Genomic DNA, 17,905 nt, shown 5'->3' on the forward strand with positions numbered 1-17,905 from the left:
CATACTATAGATGACAAACCGTGTCTCGCAGCAATGGGTGGCGCGCTATCCCCAGTAAAGTAGAGACGTGACTTCAGTAAACCCCCTGCGCCTATTTACCTCCGAATCCGTGACGGCAGGTCATCCCGATAAGATCTGCGACCAGATCAGTGATGCCATTCTTGACGCGCTGCTGGCCGAAGACCCGGATTCCCGTGTTGCCGTGGAAACCATGGCCACTACGGGTCTGGTCCATGTGGCCGGCGAGGTGACAACTAACGCCTATGTGGAAATCCCGCAGATTGTACGCAACACCATCCTGGACATTGGCTATGACTCTTCAGCCAATGGTTTTGACGGCGCACGCTGTGGCGTTTCGGTCTCCATTGGCCAGCAGTCCCAGGACATTTCCGATGGCGTGTTTAACGCCTTGGAGGTCCGCGAGGGTACTGCCGTTGACAAATATGACACCCAGGGCGCCGGCGATCAGGGCCTCATGTTCGGCTACGCGAGCAACGAGACCGCCTCTTACATGCCCACCCCTATTTTCTTGGCGCACCGCCTCTCGGAGCGCCTGACCAATGTGCGCAAGTCCGGGCTGCTTGAATACCTGCGACCCGATGGCAAAACCCAGGTGACCATTGGGTACGACGGCGAAAAGCCCGTATCAGTGGACACCGTTGTCATCTCCAGCCAGCATGCCGAAGGCACTTCCTTGGAGAAGTTGCGCGCGGATTTGGCGGAATTTGTCATTGCCCCCGTGATGGAGGCGTCAGGCCTGGATGTTTCCTCCGTCAAGACATACCTGAACCCTGCGGGCCCGTTTGTTGTGGGCGGACCCGTAGGTGATGCCGGCCTGACGGGCCGGAAGATCATTGTGGATACGTACGGTGGCATGGCCCGTCACGGTGGCGGCGCCTTCTCCGGCAAGGACCCGTCAAAGGTTGACCGGTCAGCTGCCTACGCCATGCGGTGGGTTGCCAAGAACGTTGTTGCCGCCGGGCTAGCTGCGCGCGCTGAAATCCAGGTAGGTTACGCCATTGGTGTGGCCCGCCCCGTGGGCGTGTACGTGGAGACGTTCGGCACCGAGACGGTGGATCCACGCCGCATCGAAGACGCCATTGCGGCCATCTTCGATCTGCGCCCCATGGCCATCATCGACAGCCTTGACTTGAAACGCCCCATCTACGCCAAGACGGCCGCACACGGCCACTTTGGCCGTGACGATCCCGACTTCACGTGGGAGAACCTTGACCGCGTGGATGCGCTCAAGGCGTACTTTAACGCCTAACGGCTTTAGCTATCCACGTTTGCTTATCCACAGCCGAGCACGGCCCGCCGACACTTTGTCAGTGGGCTGTGCTTAGCTTGTTTTAGGGGCCGGTTTTACGCGGCCCGAACCGCACCACGCACCCTGGGAGGACGTCATGGATGAACCGCTGAACCATGAGGGGCCGGCCGAAGGCGTGCAGTTGAGCCTTCTCAGTGGCTTTGTCGCGAAGCAGCGTGTGGCAGATCCGCACAGCGGAGTGGTGCTGGCCCGCGAGTTGCCTGTTGCCCACGTAGTCATTGATTCCCCGCTGCCACACCTTGACAGGGTCTTCGACTACTCCGTGCCGCTTGAACTCGACGCCCAGGCACAGCCGGGTGTGCGTGTGCGGGTCAAGTTTTCTGGTCAGGACCTCAACGGTTTCCTGGTAGCCCGGGCAGCCGAATCTGAAAGCGAACGGCTGGTGCCGCTGACACGGGTGTATTCCCCCGTGCAGGTCCTGACCCCCGCCGTGCTCCAGGCGGCCCACAAGGTGGCTGCCCGTTACTGCGGAACCGTAGCGGACGTGCTCCGTGTGGCCGTGCCGCCCCGGGTGGCAAGCCTTGAAAAGGTGTATCTGAAAAAGGCTGCGGAGCTGGTGGAAGCGGAAGCTGCAGGAGAAGCTCCTGCAGCAGCAGGGCCGCCCGCCAAGCCTGGGTATCCCCTTTTTGCCGATTACCAGAACGCCGAAGAATTCTTGACCCGGCTGGCAATGGGGGAGAGCCCCAAGGCCGTGCTGGGTTCCCTCGCCGGTTTTGGGCCGCATTCCTGGCAGCGCCAGTTGGCCCAGATTGTTGCCTACTGTGCGCAGTCAGGTCGTGGCGCCATCGTGGTTGTTCCAGATCTGCGGGACTTGGAGCTGTTGGAGCAGGCTTTTGCCGAGGTCCTAGCGGAGGGCAGCTTTGTGAAGCTCACCGCGGATGACGGCCCTAACCTGCGCTATGCCAACTTTCTTCGTGTCCTTGCCGGGGATGTGCGGATTGTGATTGGTACCCGTTCAGCCGCCTATGCCCCCGTCACCAACCTTGGGCTGGTTGTGTGCTGGGATGACGGCGATGAACTCCATATTGAACGCCGCGCGCCCTATCAGCACAGCCGTGACGTCCTGCTGTTGCGCTCCGAGGTAGAGGACACGGCTGTCCTCATGGCAGGGCACAGCCGTAGCAGCGAATCCCAGCGCCTCGTAGCCACCGGTTGGGCACAGGAGATCGTTGCATCCCGCCCGGCCGTGCGAAAGGCCACTGCCAGGGTCATCAGCACTTCCGATTCTTTTGAACAGGAACGGGACCCGGCCGCAGCGTTGGCCAGGCTGCCGCACAGGGCTTGGGCAGCGGCGAAGGATGCCCTGAAATTTGGGCCTGTCCTTGTTCAAGTTGCCCGCACCGGCTACGCGCCGGGGCTGGCCTGCCAGCGGTGCCGGGAGGTTGCACGGTGCAGGCACTGCACGGGGCCGCTGATGCAGTCCAGGGCGCCAGGATCCACCCTAACCATGGTCACCTGCAAATGGTGCGGTACGGCCGAGACTGCCTTTAGCTGTCCCACCTGTGGGTTCAATTTGTTGCGTGCTATTTCCGTGGGTGCTTTGCGGACCGCGGAGGAGCTGGGGCGGGCCTTCCCGTCGGTCCCTGTCATTTCCTCCTCAGGAGAGAACATCAAGACAACGGTGCCGGACCGGGCCGCCATCGTTGTGGCAACTATTGGGGCTGAGCCTGTTGCTCCGCACGGCTATTCGGCGGCTCTGCTGCTCGACGGCGATTCCATGCTCCGGCGTGAATCGCTGCGTGCCGGCGAGGAGACTCTGCGGCGGTGGCTGAACGCTGCGGCACTGGTCCGGCCCGCGCAGGAAGGCGGCGTTGTTGTCGTCACTGCTGAGGAGTCTGTTGAAGTGGCGGCTCTAGTTAGGTGGGATCCGGCCGGCCATGCCGAGCGGGAGTTTGCGCTGCGGCACGAGTTGGGTCTGCCGCCGGCCATGCGCCTGGCGTCCCTGACGGGAAGCGAGGCCGATGTTGCGGCGTTCGTGGCTGCCCTGGATTTGCCACAGGCTGTCCGCACCATTGGCCCGGCTCCTCTTGCGTTCGGTGCCCCAGGGGCTGGCGGTGCTGCTGGCGGCGCCGCCGGTGCAGCAGGAACTGCCGCTGACCAGGCCCCGGACTACAGGACTATTCTGTTGTTTCCCTACAGCATGGCTGGCAGCGTCACCGCTGCCATGCGTTCACTGAAAGCCGCCAATGCTGCCCGGCGGGTTGGCTCTCCTGTGCAGGTTCGCTGCGACGGTTTGGACGTCTTGTAGCCCACCCGTGCGCAGGCGAACAAGGCTAAACTGAGCTCCATCTGGGCCCACTGTTGGCGCGGTTCTGGGAGCTGCCGATGCCAGAATTGGGCCGCAGAATTGACTATCCTCCCGAGAAAGTTCGGTCAAAACATGAGGGAATGGCTCTGGCAGCACGCGAGGGCAGTCATTGCGCTGCTGATCGCACTGATGGCTGTGGGATCACTTCTGATCTACAGAACCAGTGGAAATGGGTGGTCAATAGGGATCTTCTCAACCTTGTTTAATCTCCTGGGCTGGTGGCACTGCCGCATGTCAGCCGCACCAAATCCTCTTCCAAGAGGTCATGTCCGGCTCGGAAGTCCCCTTGGGGCAGCAGAAAATATTGGATGTACTGAGTGTTTCCGGCCCTCCACAGCGTGTCTCTGGTGGCAAGTCGGGGCATGTGCCTGCGGGGTTGATGGTGCTGACGCTATCCCTGCCGGATAGCACCGTAGAGATCGCCGCCGAACCTTCGGTTCTAGAAAAGCTACAACAACAAGTGCTCCGAGGCGGCCCACCCTCAGGTCGGCGCGGATACAGCCCTCCAGGCTCTCGGCCTTAGCCCGTATGCCCTGAATTTTTCGGGAACTTGCTCCTGCCAAAGGTTGCATCGAGCAGTTGCTGGGTACGGCGTTTAACATCGTTCTCACGCAGTCCCAAAGCAGTCACAATAGTTTCAAGGTGATCGATTTCTGCCACGTAGCCAGCGTCCAGACGTCCTGAGAGCGGCCGGGAAGCGAGATCCTCGGAAATGCGCCAGGCCATGGCCAAGGTGCGCTCGTAGATGCGCTGGTCGGATTCAGCGACCGTTCCAGGAGTCTTGGAGTCTGTTGGAGAGGCGCCAAGGCCGGCAACCGCGTTGAGTCGGGAGTCGTCCAGGCCTAGGGCCAAGGCGTCGAGTTCATCACGTAGGCGGCGCAACGTCCGGGCGTTGCGTCCGAAGAGTCCCAGCCTCATCGAAACGCTGCCGCCGTAGCGGATCACGAGGAGCAGGGTAATGCTGGATAGTCCAAGGCTTAGAGTCAGCAGCACGAAGAGCCAGAAGCCATTGATTTCAGGTTCACTATAGTTGTTGCTTTCCAGCCCTAGGGACAGCTCTTTGACGGCGGAGATCACTTGGTTTTCCGCATGGTCGGAAACAAAGTAGCTGCCGTATTCCCAGTCGAAGGTGCCAAGGTGGGAACGTCCGCCTAGGTTTACCGCGCCAGAGATGATGGCGGGGATCGTTACGTATTCCGAGTTCACACGCCACACGGGAATGATTGTATGGTCACTGCGGAGCTCAGCAGTTGCCGGATCAAGAAGCCCCGGGAACTCACTCTTGAGCCTCCACAACGCATCAACGAGGACTTGCGGTTCATAGAATTCGCTGGTCAGTGTGTCACGAACGTACGGACCGGTTGGCCAGTTCAAGTAGTCTTCGGCGCTGCGCACTACTACGGTGACATCAACATCCTCAGTGAAGTGGTTCGGAAGATAGCGGCGAATCTCACCCTGATCAATGCCGCCCAGATCCCCGTCGAAGTGGAGCGAGCGCAGTGGCTTGCTCCCAGAAGCCTCCTCGCTGGGAGCATGGGGTCTTTGGGCTACCACCACACTACTGACGGTGACCGAGAGAATCGTCAGTGCAATGCCTGCCAGCACCAACCATAGTTTGCTGCCCGGACCAGGCAGCAGCGTCCACCAGCTAAAATCGGGCAGCGCCAAGGGGTCTTCATCTGTTCCCGGCAGAGGACCAAAGCGTGAGTGGGCGGCCGCGTTAGCCTGATCGAGTGTAGTGAGCAGCACTTCTGATCCAGAGAGTCCCATGCCCACGCGAAGCGCCGAGAGGTTCTCATGGTGTCCTCGTCCACCGGGAAGCATATGGCGGTGGCGTAAGGAACGGTTGATGGCCTGCGCTGTGCGTTGAAGATCGGCCTCCGCTCTGGTCCACGCGGTGAGCGTCGAAGCGCTGCCGTGGCCACCTGCCGCCACGGCAAGCAACGCATTGAGTGCCTTCCTAAAATTTTGTACCCGCCGTGTTGTTACTGTCCCGGGAGGCCGAGCATCAAGACGTGCCAGCAGTTCACGGCCGGCAAAGGACACAGGCGCGGCTAAACGGTCCAGCACACCTTGGCCGCCAGCAAGCTCACCCAGTACTGACCCGGCCCCCATGAGAGCATCCGCCTGTGCGGTTATCTCCGCAGCTTTGCTTTCAAAAATTTCCACCAGTTTCGCCGCTTCTGGTTTTAGTGCGGTACTGGCGGTGTAAACGGCCTCCATGACGGCGTCTTCCGAGCGGGCCAGGGCCAGCGAAGCATTGCGGATACTCGTCCAAGTTGACGTGTACCCTGCTGTCCGCAGTTTCTCCGGCGTGCTGGCGTAGGTCACCTCGAGTCCTTCGAGTTCAAGAACCACGCCAGCCAATTTGCGTTGGGCGCCGGAAAGCCGCTGATATAGCCGTTCATGGCGGCGTCGGCGGGATAACGAGTGAGTGAGAGTCACAACCGTCAGCCCTAGCCCAATGACAGTCCCCGCCCACCAGAACAGAGGCGGGAGCAAGGGGCCCTCATCGAGCAAGTCTGCAGATCGAAGCGCTGCCGCCGCTACGGATTGGGGGCCATGGCCAAGCCCAACGTTGTCCAAATACGTCTGGGTGATGTCACGGGCGTGGCTTAGCCGCTGGCCGTGTTCTCCTTCAGGCTGATAAACGCCGGCGCCCAGGAAGCCCTGTTCACCTGAAAAGGTGGTGGTATCGCTGTCAATGGCCGTACTCAGAATGACATCGGCACCCGGATCGCTCCGGCCTGTTTTCTCATCGGAGCTGAGCAGCCGGTCTGTAACCAGAATACGGATGGGGCGCCACGTGGCAACCGGGCCGCCCAGAACCTTAGTGACGCTTTCTTGGGAAATATTGAACGGATGGGCACCCTCCACCACAATCTCAAGATGCTCACCGGGGGTGGCTGTGACGATTTGGATTCCCAGAAAGGCGAAGCTGCCCGTGGTCAGCCCCAGTAAAAGGGCAAGCCAGGGGAAACAGAATCGGGGCTTGGCCCGAGCCTGGATTAATCGCGTACTCATGAGGTGGCGCGTAGCTCCTGCGCAATGGCTATCAGCTCCCGTGCGGAGGCATCCCAGCTGAAGGTGCCCGCCTGGGCCACGGACGCCGTCGAACATGCCGCCCAGATACCCGGGGCGTCCAGTGCGCGGACGGCCTGGGCAAACTCCGTTGGTGAATCGGCTGGCACATACCGTGCAGCCTCCCCGCCCACCTCCCGAAAAATAGGGGTGTCCGCAACAATCACGGGAGTCCCCAACGCCATGGCCTCCACGAGCGGCAGCCCGTAACCCTCCGCCTTGCTCAGTGTGACCAGCGCGGTAGTACGCAGCAGCAACTCGTCATACTCGGCGTCACTCACGCCATTGTGGAATACCACGGTAGCCCGGGCAGGGATCAGCTTCACAAGTTCGGCCCGGCGTTCAGGGGTGATCCGGCTCAGCAGGTTCAAAGTGAAATCTGGCAGCTCGGCCATGCCGCGAATGAGCGTTTCTACGTTCTTGTATGGCATGAAGGAACCCATGTAAGCCAGCGACTTCTCCGGAACCACAGCAGGGTCCCGCGGGGTCCTCTCACCCTGGGGTGCGTTGCCAATGATCCGGATGGGCCGCTTGGTGAGCTGGTGTTTGCGCATCAGGGCCAGCGTGGTCTCACTGATGGTGGCCACCACGTTGGCCCGGTTCAAGAGCATCCGCTGCGGCCAATAAGCCTTGTGGTACAGCCGCCACAGCACCCGCACCGGGGCGGGAAGGAAGCCGGGAGGGGCCGGGTGCTCGTAATAAATCAGATCGTGCAAGGTCAGTACCAGCGGATACTTTCGCCCCCAGCTGCCCATGGTCTGCATGGGGCAGAACACCAGATCCGCCCCCAGCTTGTTCACCTGGCGGGCCACAAAGAGTTCTCTCGGGGAGAGGGGTGAGCTGATTTTCACCCACGGCAGATCCGGCAGCAATGCCAGCTGACGCTCGTCGTGAATGAGCATGGTGACGTCGGCAAAGGGGGCCACGGCGGCCATGAGGGATGCGCCGTAACGGCTGATCCCATCATGGTGATCCATCCGGGTAAAACGCGCATCCATGACGATTCTTGGCTTGCTGGCGGGGGCCGGGGTGATGGCCGCATTCGTGGTGCTCAAGGGGCTGGATGCCTTTCAAGGAAATCGGTGATGGCGGCTGCTGCCGGTTCGGGTGTTTCGTAGTGGATCAAATGCCCCACCCCAGCAATGACCACCAGCTCGCCATCGGGGAGGCGTTCTAGGAGTTTGTGCTGATGGGGCAGTGGGGCAATTTCATCGAGTTCCCCGGCAATCAGGAGGGTAGGCAGCGTCAGTAACGCGGCCACCTCACGGACCGTGCCACCGGCGGACGCCTGAAAAGCCTCCAGGAGCATGTCCCGGTTGGCGAAACCGCTGAAGTAGGCGTGGTGCTGGCCATGGATGAAAGTCAGCAACTCCTTGTCCCGCGTCTTGGCCATGGTCACACTCATGAGATGGACAATGACTTTGCTGCGCAGCAGGGCGTTGCCCAGGGCATCGGGGAGTTTCGCCGCGGCCCAGTAATAGAACACCGCCAGTTTGGTCATGATTCCTTTGGGGCCCTCCAAGGCGGGGGCGGCAATAGGGTTGACCAAAATCAGGGGGTACACCCGGCCCGGGTTGGCCGCCACAAAGTGGCTCACCACAATGGATCCGAAAGAATGGCCTAACAACACGGTCTCGGGCCCCAGCTCCAGTTGATCAAGGAAGCCGCCCAGGAATGCACTGTAGCCGGGGATGTCATGGCCGCCACCGGAGACGAACGCCGGTGAGCGTCCAAAGCCGGGCAGATCAGCCATGATGATCCTGGCGTGGGGCAATAGCTCCACCACACGCTCCAGCCCATGATGGTCGCCTCGGAAGCCATGGACCATCACAATGGTCCGGACAGGAGAAGCGGCAGAGGCAGGGACAGGGGCAGGCGCAGCCACAGCATCGGTCGTAGCGGCCGGGACAGCCGCAACGTCGGCGGCAATCGCAGGGGAGCCAACCGCCGCGTACTCCCAATAATGTACGGAGGTGCCGGCGATCTCCACCACGTGTGTCCTTTCCCGCCCGGCCAGGTCAACTACAAGAGGTGCGGCTGGCGCCGTCGTACTGATCTTGGCGGACATCTCAGTTCACGTCCTTTGGATTGGAACCGGAACGGCGCTCCCTATCCAATCCGTCAATGATGCTCATCTGCTCCGGGGACAAAGCAAAGTCAAAAACGTGAAGATTCTGAGCCATGCGTACGCCGGAACTGGCCTTGGGGATCACCAAATGACCGGACTGGACATGCCACCGCAACACAATTTGGGCCACAGTGCGCCCGTGCGTTCCCGCAAGTTCCACCAGCGCCGGATCGGAAAGAATGGTGCCCCGGGCCAGCGGACTCCACGCCTGGGTGGCAATACCCAGCTCGGCATGAAGCGCTCGCAGGCGTGTCTGGGTCAGCCAGGGATGGAGTTCAATCTGGTTGACGGCGGGGACCACCTCGCAGGAATCCAAGAGCTGCTCCAGATGTTCCGGCTCGAAGTTGCTCACGCCAATGGCACGCACACGCCCCTCGCCATACAGGGTTTCCAGCGCCTTGTAGGTAGGGATGAAGAGTTCCCGTTCGGGGCATGGCCAGTGGATCAAGAACATGTCCAGCACGTCAAGGCCAAGCCGCTCCATGCTGGCATCGAAGGCGGCCAGTGTGGCGTCGTAGCCGTGCTCTGTATTCCACACCTTGGAGGTCACGAACAGTTCTGCACGGGCAGTACCGCCATCCACGGCATTGCGGATGGCCTGGCCTACGCCCTCCTCATTGCCGTAGAGCGCGGCCGTGTCTACAGTCCGGTAACCGGTATCGAGGGCGGTGGAGACCAAATCCGCGCACTCCTGGGCCGGAACCTTATAGACGCCGTAGCCGAGCTGGTCAATGTCTACACCGTTGTTGAGCGTGTGTTTGGGGGAGCGTTGCATATCCACGACTTTACCCAGTCCATGCCTCGGCACGGTATTGGGGCGCGGCCTACAAGCCATCCAGGCCGTTGAGGAAGCCAAAAATGGGATCGTTGGAGGGGCTGGACAATTCCACCAATTCCCGGGCCGTGGATTCATCCAGGATCAAATCAGTGACCAAACCGGCTGCGAGGGCCCCGCGCAGTCCCGTAATTTTCTTCGCGCCAGAGACCACACAAATACGACGCCGGACCTTGCGCAGGCTTTCCAAGTCAGGTCCGCTGGAGCGAGAGTTGAGGACAATGCCGTCATCGGATCCATCGGAGCGGAAGAACACTGTTGCCACATCTCCGGCTACGCCGCTGGCTTCTAGCGCGTCCAAATCCGTGGAATCCAGATAGCCGCCGGAGTAGACGTGGCTGGGGATTTCGGCATCCATGGAGCCCACGCCGAAGATGGCAATGGTCATGCGGTCCTGCAGGTCAAGGATGCGCCGTACGCTGCGTTCTTGCCACATCATGTTTTTGGTCTCTGCATGGTCAAAGAAGGCAGGGACCGGGAATTGTTCCACTTTGGCACCATAGGCTGTGCCGAAACGACGGACGATTTCCGAGGCGTAAGTGATGCCGGAGGTTTGGGTGTTTCCGGCGCCGTTGAGTTGGACAATGGTGCTGCCGTGCGTGGTTTTGCGGGTCAGATGGCGGCTGACGGTACTGACAGTAGATCCCCACGCCACCCCAATCACAGCATTGGAATCAACCAATGGGCCAATGGTGCGAGCAGCTTGCATGCTGACCCGCTCCAAGACTTCAACCTCACCGAGCATGTCTGAAACGGGAACAACATGGACTTCCACCCGGTAGCGCTTGCGAATAGCGCGTTCTAGTTCCGGAGCACGGTCCGAGGGAGTCTTGATTTGGATCTGCACCAGTCCGCTGTCACGGGCTGTGGAGAGCAGCCGGGACACCGTGGAGCGGGAGGTTCGCAGCTCCCTGGCAATGGCATCCATGGTTTGGTCCTGCAAGTAGTACATTTGTGCAGCTCGGAGGGTGTCCTGCTGTTTTATCCGCTTGGAACTCACGGTTCACACACCCTTTCTGCACGTTTGTGCAGGTCTGTTGACTATATTGTTCATTTGCTCCAACAATAAGGGTACGAGGCGCGTAGAGCGCAATTAAACTGGACTCGAAAGAGGTCGATGTGGGACACCACGGCAACGCTGGCAAGAACAATGCACCCGAAGAAACGCAAGCAGTTGTGCGTGCCCAGGTTGAGGCTCTGAAGCAGCGTCCGCGTGCCAGTGTCCTGATCATTGGTGGCGGCATCAACGGTGTGGGCACCTTCCGGGATCTAGCCCTTCAAGGTATTGATGTGGCGCTCGTGGAACGCGGCGATTACTGCCAGGGAGCCTCCGGCGCGTCCTCACACATGATCCACGGCGGCATCAGGTACTTAGAAAACGGCGAATTCCGTCTGGTCAAGGAATCCGTGGTGGAGCGCAATGGGCTGCTCAAGATTGCACCTCACTACGTCAAGCCGCTGCAGACCACCATCCCCATCTTCAGCACCTTCTCCGGAATTCTTAGTGCCCCCATCCGCTTCCTGACTCACAAGCAGGGCAAGCCCCAAGAGCGCGGCGCCTTCCTGATCAAGGCTGGCCTGACACTGTATGACGCGTTCTCCCGTGACGGTGGCACGGTACCCCGCCACGATTTCAAGGGCCGCAAGAAGGCTCTGGCCGAGCTGCCCCAGCTGCATTCGGGCATCAAGTACGCGGCAACTTACTACGACGCTTCCGTGCACAACCCGGAACGGCTAACTTTGGATGTCCTGCAGGATGGCGAAAAGGCCGGGCTTCCCGTCTCCGGTGCAGCCGCGGCCACGGCTGCCCAGGCCAAGGCCCGCGCCACCAACTACCTGGCCGTCACAGCTGTTGCTGAGGACGGCGTGGAGCTCACCGATCAGCTCACCGGCGAAAAGTTCACCTTCACTGCCGATGTTGTGGTCAACACCACGGGTGCCTGGGTGGATATGACCAACACCGACATGGGCTCACCCACCCGCTTCATGGGTGGCACCAAGGGCTCACATATTGTCCTTGACCACCCCGGTCTGCTGGCGGCCTGCAACGGCCGTGAAATCTTCTTTGAACACACTGACGGCCGGATTGTGCTGATCTACCCCATGGGAGACAGAGTCCTGGTGGGTACCACAGACGTCAACGCTGATATGACGGCGGATGCCGTGTGCACGGAAGATGAAATTGACTACTTCTTCGATCTCATTGGACACGTCTTCCCCAACGTCCTGGTCACCCGCGAGGAGATTGTTTACAGCTTCGCCGGGGTCCGCCCGCTGCCGCGCCACGATGAAACGGCGCCCGGGTTTGTTTCCCGTGACTACCGTATTGAGCGGGCCGAGCACAGTATCGGCGGCAAAACAGTGCCGGTGCTGAGCCTGGTTGGTGGCAAGTGGACTACGTTCCGGGCCTTGGCAGAGCACATGAGCAATGACGTTCTGGCCATTCTTGGTGCACCGCGAAAGCGGTCCACCGCCAAGCTGCCCATTGGTGGCGGCGTGAATTTCCCGGATAGCACCGCCGGAGTGGAAGCCTGGATTTTGGCCCACACCAGCGACTCGGTGACCGCCGCACGGGCAGGAGTTCTTCTGACCCGTTACGGAACGCGCGCTGAAGAAGTTCTGGCGTACCTCGGGGAAGGGATTGATACCGTCTTCAATTCCACCGACGAGCTCAGTGACCGGGAAGTTGCGTTCATGGTGGAGCACGAACAAATTGGACACCTCATCGACGTTATGATCCGCCGCACCTCCTTGGCCTTCCGGGGCTTGGTTACCAGTGAACTGTTGGCCGAGACGGCAGCAGCGCTGGCTGGACCGTTGGGATGGAATGCAGCAAAGGTGGCGGAAGAAATCAGCCACAGTGTCGATGTGTTGGCACGCTTCCACGGCGTCCACGTACAAAGCTTGATTGCCTAAGCCCCAGGGGGGCAAAGGGGGCTCAAGAGGAGCAACCAATAAGGGTTGATCTTTTCATGTAAAAACTAGCCATTTGGAGTCAAAGATGTCTCTTGGAATTGTGTTCGCATCCGAGGTGATGGGAACGATGATGCTCACCCTGTTGGGTTGTGGTGTTGTTGCAAACGTTGCCCTGAAGGGAACCAAAGGCAATGCCGGCGGGTTTCTTTTAGTTAACTGGGGCTGGGGCCTGGCAGTCTTTGCCGGTGTCTTCGTCGCTGCCAAATCGGGCGCCCACCTCAACCCTGCAGTAACAGTCGGAATCCTAGCCAACGGTAAGGCTGAATATGCTCCCGATGTGGCCGTGAACTTCGGCTCCACCATGACGTACTTTGGTGGCGAGATGGTGGGTGCGTTTATAGGTGCCGTTGTGTGTTGGGTGGCCTACAAGCAACACTTCGATGGTGAGCCGGATGCTGCCACGAAGCTGGGTGTGTTCTCAACCGGTCCGGCCATCCGCAGCTACGGCTGGAACGTAGCCACCGAAGTCATCGGCACCTTTGTTCTTGTCTTTGTCATCTTGCACTTCGCCAACGGTCCGGCCGAACTCGGGGCACTGCCCGTGGCCCTGCTTGTTGTTGGTATCGGTGCATCCCTTGGTGGGCCTACCGGCTACGCCATCAACCCTGCCCGTGACTTGGGGCCGCGTATTGCCCACGCCTTGCTACCCATCAAGGGCAAGGGTTCCAGTGACTGGTCCTACGCTTGGGTTCCCGTGGTGGGCCCGCTCCTTGGTGGCGCCTTGGGTGGTGCCGCTGCACAGTGGCTGCCGCTGGTAGTAACTGCCTAAGTACCTGCTGTTTGTTCTTCACATGAATCACGAGCAAAGGAAACAAAGATGTCTCAGTATGTAATTGCCATTGATCAGGGCACCACCAGCAGCCGTGCCATCGTTTTTGACCATGACGGCAACATCGTCTCTACTGGTCAGCTAGAACATGAGCAGATCTTCCCGAAGGCGGGCTGGGTTGAGCACAACGCCACCGAGATCTGGAACAACACCCGCGAGGTCATTGGTACCGCTCTTGCCCAGGCGAACCTGACCCGTCACGATATTGTTGGCGTGGGCATCACTAATCAGCGTGAAACGGCGGTTGTCTGGGACAAGAACACCGGCGTCCCGGTTTACAACGCCATCGTGTGGCAGGACACCCGCACGCAGAGCATCGTTGATGAACTGGCTGCTGACGGCGGCGTGGAGCGCTTCAAGCAAAAGGTGGGCCTGCCCCTGGCCACCTACTTCTCCGGCACCAAAATCAAATGGATCCTTGACAACGTTGACGGCGCCCGCGCCAAGGCGGAAGCTGGGGATCTGCTATTTGGCAACACGGACAGCTGGGTCACCTGGAACCTGACCGGCGGTGTTGACGGTGGAGTGCACATCACCGACGTCACCAACGCCTCCCGCACCATGTTCATGGATCTGGAAACCCTGGCCTGGGATGACGAGATTTTGGCTGTCTTTGGTGTGCCGAAATCCATGATGCCGGCCATCAAGTCCTCTTCCGAGGTCTACGGGCACGTGCACGGCAGCCAGCTGCTGCGTGAAGTTCCCGTGGCCGGAATCCTCGGTGACCAGCAGGCAGCCACGTTCGGCCAGGCCGCGTTTGAAGCAGGTGAGGCCAAGAACACCTACGGCACCGGTTGCTTCCTGATCTTCAATACGGGCGAGGAAATTGTTCACTCGAAGAACGGGCTGCTCACCACGCTTGGCTACAAGCTAGGCGACGCAGCCCCGCATTACGCTCTGGAAGGCTCCATTGCCGTCACCGGATCCCTCATCCAGTGGCTGCGCGATAACATCGGCATGATCAAGTCAGCACCAGAGGTGGAAGAGCTCGCCGCTTCGGTAGAGAACAACGGTGGCGTATACATTGTCCCAGCCTTCTCCGGCTTGTTCGCCCCGTACTGGCGTCCCGATGCCCGTGGCGCCATTGTGGGCCTGACCCGCTTTGTGAACAAGAGCCACATTGCCCGGGCTGCACTGGAAGCCACCGCTTTCCAGACCCGCGAAGTCTTGGACGCCGTCAACGCGGATTCCGGCGTTGACTTGACGGAATTGAAGGTCGACGGCGGCATGGTTGCCAATGATGCCCTCATGCAGTTCCAGGCGGACATCCTTGGCGTACCCGTGATCCGCCCCAAGGTCACCGAGACCACGGCGCTCGGCGCAGCTTACGCGGCAGGTCTGGCAGTGGGCTTCTGGAAGGGCTTGGGCGAGCTTTCGGCGAACTGGTCTGAGGACAAGCGCTGGGAGCCCAACATGGACGCCGCTGAGCGTGACCGTCAGATGCGTTTGTGGAAGAAGGCCGTCACCAAGTCCATGGACTGGGTTGACGAGGACGTGCTGTAACAGCACTGCCAAACAGCAGTGAAGTACGACGGCGGGAGCCCACCTTTTCCCCAAAGGCGGCCTCCCGCCGTCGTACTTTTTGTGCGCTAAAGTAGAGACGTGCATAAATTTCTCCTCCTTAGCTAGCCGCAACCAGAAAATTCTCGTTGCGGTGAGCCCCTTGCTATGTCGAGGGGCTTTTGTGTGTAAGGAGTGAGGTGCAAGAAGCCAATGATGAATGAAAAGGCAGGGTACGTGAGCGTGCAGTCCCAGACTGAAGAGAACAGCGAAGAGGGCGTCTACAGTTTCGCCTCAATAGAGGCCAAATGGCCTGCCGTGTGGGATGAACTCAATGTTTTCGCCCCGCTTGACGACGGTTCCAAGGAACGCCGCTACGTCCTTGACATGTTCCCGTACCCCTCGGGCGACTTGCACATGGGCCACGCTGAAGCGTTCGCCATGGGTGATGTGGTGTCCCGCTACTGGCGCCAGCTCGGTTATGACGTGCTGCACCCGATCGGCTGGGATTCCTTCGGGTTGCCCGCAGAGAACGCCGCCATCAAGCGCAACGCCCACCCCAGCGAGTGGACGTACACCAACATTGACACGCAGGCGGAATCTTTCAAGCGCTACGCCATCTCCGTGGACTGGTCGCGCCGCCTGCAGACCTCTGACCCCGAGTACTACCGGTGGACGCAGTGGCTGTTCAAGCGCTTCTATGAGCGTGGCCTGGCCTACCGGAAGAACTCTCCCGTTAATTGGTGCCCGACGGACCAGACCGTGCTCGCCAACGAGCAGGTTGTCAACGGTGCCTGTGAGCGTTGCGGCTCGGTTGTTACCAAGAAGTCACTGAACCAGTGGTACTTCAAGATCACCGACTACGCGGACCGCCTACTCGATGACATGGATGCGTTGAAGGGCCTCTGGCCGGACCGCGTGCTGGCCATGCAGAAGAACTGGATTGGCCGCTCTGAGGGTGCTCATGTCACCTTTGTGATCGAAGCCGCTGGCGAGGAAAAGCCGGCGCAGGAGCTGACGGTCTTCACCACCCGCCCCGACACACTGTACGGGGCCACGTTCTTTGTTGTGGCAGCCGATGCCCCGTTAGCCGTGGATCTGGTCACTGCCCAGCACGCCGAGGCGCTCAGCGATTACCGCGAGCAGACCAAGGCGCTCAGCGACATTGAACGCCAGTCAACCGAACGCCCCAAATCGGGTGTCTTCACGGGCCGCTACGCCATCAACCCCTTGACCGGTGAGAAGCTGCCCGTCTGGGCCGCCGATTACGTCCTGGCGGACTACGGCACAGGTGCCATCATGGCCGTCCCCGCCCATGACCAGCGTGACCTGGACTTCGCCAAGGCGTTCGACCTGCCAGTCCGTGCAGTCCTGGACACCGGAGGCGAGGACCCCGCCGAGACCGGCATCGCCACCACCGGCGAAGGAACCCTGATCAACTCCGGCGAGCTCAACGGCCTGTCCAAGACCGAAGGCATCCCGGCCGCCATCGAAATCCTGGAGAAGCTGGGCACGGGCGAGAAGTTCGTCAACTTCCGCCTGCGTGACTGGCTGCTGTCCCGCCAGCGCTTCTGGGGCACCCCCATCCCGATCATTCACTGCGCCGATTGCGGCGAAGTCCCGGTGCCGGATGACCAGCTGCCCGTGCGCCTGCCGGAGAACCTGCGCGGCGAGGACCTGTCCCCGAAGGGCACCTCCCCGCTGGCTGCTGCAGCCGAATGGGTCAATGTGGCCTGCCCTTCATGTGGTGGCGCCGCCAAGCGTGACACCGACACCATGGACACCTTTGTGGATTCCTCCTGGTACTTCCTGCGCTTCGTTTCCCCGCAGTTCACCGAGGGCCCGTTCGATCCGGCCAAGGTCAACGAGTGGATGCCGGTAGGTCAGTACGTGGGCGGTGTGGAGCACGCCATCTTGCACCTGCTGTACGCCCGCTTCTTTACCAAGGTCATCCACGACATGGGCATGCTCGAGGCCACCGAGCCCTTCAGCGCCCTGCTGAACCAGGGCCAGGTCCTCAACGGCGGCAAGGCCATGAGCAAGTCCCTGGGTAACGGTGTGGACCTGGGCCAGCAGCTGGATAAGTACGGGGTGGACGCCGTTCGCCTCACCATGATCTTTGCCGGCCCTCCCGAGGACGACGTCGACTGGGCGGATGTTTCCCCGTCCGGCTCGGCCAAGTTTCTGGCCCGTGCATGGCGCCTGGCCCGCGATGTGGACAGTGCGCCCGGCGCCCCCGGTATTGGTGGCGACGCTGCGTTGCGGTCATTGACCCACCACACCATCCATGACGCGAAGGCGCTCTTGGAAGGGCACAAGTTCAACGTTGTGGTGGCTAAGTTGATGGAGCTGGTCAACGCCACCCGAAAGGTCATTGACTCCGGCGCCGGTGCAAGCGATCCGGCAGTACGTGAAGCCGCTGAAGCCGTGGCCATTGTGCTGAGCCTGTTCGCACCGTACACGGCCGAGGACATGTGGGAGACACTAGGGCATCCGGCTTCCGTTGCCAACGCCGGATTCCCTGCGGTGGATGAGGCACTCTTGGTGGCACAGAGCGTGACGGCTATTGTGCAGATCAAGGGCAAGGTCAAGGACCGCCTCGAAGTGTCCCCGGACATCACCGAGGATGAGCTGCGCGAACTCGCACTGACCTCGGAAGTCATCAAAAAGGCTCTGGATGGGGCCAGCATCCGCACAGTTATTGTGCGGGCGCCTAAGCTGGTCAATATTGTTCCTGCCTAGATTTTTGCTGCCTAGATTTTTGCTGCCTAGACGCGACACGCTGTAACCAACGGAAGAATCCGTGCGAAAGTGTCCTGGCCCTGCCCGGGGCAGGACACTTTTGTGTTGTGGTTGGGTAGCTTTGGCACTACTGAGCCGAAAAGACTGAGTCCGGCACCACTGAGCTAAAGAGGGGG

At 60.5% G+C, this 17,905-nt stretch carries 11 protein-coding genes; 6 read left to right on the forward strand and 5 right to left on the reverse strand.

Going from position 1 to position 17,905, the window contains the following annotated elements; all coding sequences use genetic code 11:
* Positions 1-67: 67 nt before the first annotated feature.
* Positions 68-1,270, forward strand: coding sequence for a methionine adenosyltransferase (metK, locus tag ABIB48_RS12380; RefSeq protein WP_354213133.1), 1,203 nt, complete (start codon positions 68-70; stop codon positions 1,268-1,270).
* A gap of 136 nt (positions 1,271-1,406) precedes the next feature.
* A complete protein-coding gene (locus tag ABIB48_RS12385; protein WP_110106426.1) occupies positions 1,407-3,578 on the forward strand; it encodes a primosomal protein N' in 2,172 nt (723 codons plus the stop codon).
* Between the two features lie 579 nt (positions 3,579-4,157).
* Here the strand turns inward: ABIB48_RS12385 and ABIB48_RS12390 are convergent.
* The 5 genes from ABIB48_RS12390 to ABIB48_RS12410 are packed head-to-tail and all read right to left on the reverse strand — an operon-like array spanning position 4,158 to position 10,634.
* Entirely contained in the window at positions 4,158-6,662 is a 2,505-nt protein-coding gene (locus tag ABIB48_RS12390; protein WP_354213134.1) for a hypothetical protein, read from the reverse strand.
* Positions 6,659-7,717 carry a glycosyltransferase family 4 protein gene (locus ABIB48_RS12395; protein WP_354213149.1) on the reverse strand — a complete coding sequence of 353 codons (1,059 nt, stop codon included), beginning with the start codon at positions 7,715-7,717 and terminating at the stop codon, positions 6,659-6,661. Before ABIB48_RS12395 ends, ABIB48_RS12390 begins: the two co-directional genes overlap by 4 nt.
* A 53-nt stretch (positions 7,718-7,770) precedes the next feature.
* On the reverse strand, positions 7,771-8,787 hold the full coding sequence (locus ABIB48_RS12400) for an alpha/beta fold hydrolase (RefSeq protein WP_354213135.1): 1,017 nt from the start codon (positions 8,785-8,787) through the stop codon (positions 7,771-7,773).
* A 1-nt stretch (position 8,788) separates the two neighbouring features.
* On the reverse strand, positions 8,789-9,622 hold the full coding sequence (locus ABIB48_RS12405) for an aldo/keto reductase (RefSeq protein WP_354213136.1): 834 nt from the start codon (positions 9,620-9,622) through the stop codon (positions 8,789-8,791).
* Positions 9,623-9,671: 49 nt separating this feature from the next.
* Positions 9,672-10,634 (reverse strand): sugar-binding transcriptional regulator, encoded by a 963-nt coding sequence (locus tag ABIB48_RS12410; RefSeq protein WP_110106431.1) that lies wholly within the window; start codon positions 10,632-10,634, stop codon positions 9,672-9,674.
* Between the two features lie 167 nt (positions 10,635-10,801).
* Here ABIB48_RS12410 and ABIB48_RS12415 point away from each other — a divergent pair, with 167 nt between their 5' ends.
* From ABIB48_RS12415 to leuS, 4 genes are all read left to right on the forward strand, one after another.
* Positions 10,802-12,598: a glycerol-3-phosphate dehydrogenase/oxidase gene (locus tag ABIB48_RS12415; RefSeq protein ID WP_502914133.1), complete on the forward strand. Its 1,797-nt coding sequence runs from the start codon at positions 10,802-10,804 to the stop codon at positions 12,596-12,598.
* A gap of 85 nt (positions 12,599-12,683) precedes the next feature.
* Positions 12,684-13,427 (forward strand): MIP/aquaporin family protein, encoded by a 744-nt coding sequence (locus tag ABIB48_RS12420; RefSeq protein WP_110106433.1) that lies wholly within the window; start codon positions 12,684-12,686, stop codon positions 13,425-13,427.
* 48 nt (positions 13,428-13,475) lie between these two features.
* Entirely contained in the window at positions 13,476-14,990 is a 1,515-nt protein-coding gene (gene glpK / locus ABIB48_RS12425) for a glycerol kinase GlpK (RefSeq protein WP_110106434.1), read from the forward strand.
* Between the two features lie 234 nt (positions 14,991-15,224).
* Positions 15,225-17,729: a leucine--tRNA ligase gene (gene leuS, locus ABIB48_RS12430; protein ID WP_396334212.1), complete on the forward strand. Its 2,505-nt coding sequence runs from the start codon at positions 15,225-15,227 to the stop codon at positions 17,727-17,729.
* Positions 17,730-17,905: the final 176 nt, after the last annotated feature.

Source organism: Arthrobacter sp. UYCu511 (genome assembly GCF_040547105.1).
Taxonomy (GTDB): Bacteria; Actinomycetota; Actinomycetes; order Actinomycetales; family Micrococcaceae; genus Specibacter; species Specibacter psychrochitiniphilus.

Bases quoted from the DNA above. Each gene is read 5' to 3' on its own strand.
- ABIB48_RS12385 (WP_110106426.1), top strand. From the start codon at position 1,407: ATGGATGAACCGCTGAACCATGAGGGGCCGGCCGAAGGCGTGCAGTTG.
- ABIB48_RS12390 (WP_354213134.1), bottom strand. From the start codon at position 6,662: ATGAGTACGCGATTAATCCAGGCTCGGGCCAAGCCCCGATTCTGTTTC.
- ABIB48_RS12395 (WP_354213149.1), bottom strand. From the start codon at position 7,717: ATGGATGCGCGTTTTACCCGGATGGATCACCATGATGGGATCAGCCGT.
- ABIB48_RS12400 (WP_354213135.1), bottom strand. From the start codon at position 8,787: ATGTCCGCCAAGATCAGTACGACGGCGCCAGCCGCACCTCTTGTAGTT.
- ABIB48_RS12405 (WP_354213136.1), bottom strand. From the start codon at position 9,622: ATGCAACGCTCCCCCAAACACACGCTCAACAACGGTGTAGACATTGAC.
- ABIB48_RS12410 (WP_110106431.1), bottom strand. From the start codon at position 10,634: ATGTACTACTTGCAGGACCAAACCATGGATGCCATTGCCAGGGAGCTG.
- ABIB48_RS12420 (WP_110106433.1), top strand. From the start codon at position 12,684: ATGTCTCTTGGAATTGTGTTCGCATCCGAGGTGATGGGAACGATGATG.
- glpK (WP_110106434.1), top strand. From the start codon at position 13,476: ATGTCTCAGTATGTAATTGCCATTGATCAGGGCACCACCAGCAGCCGT.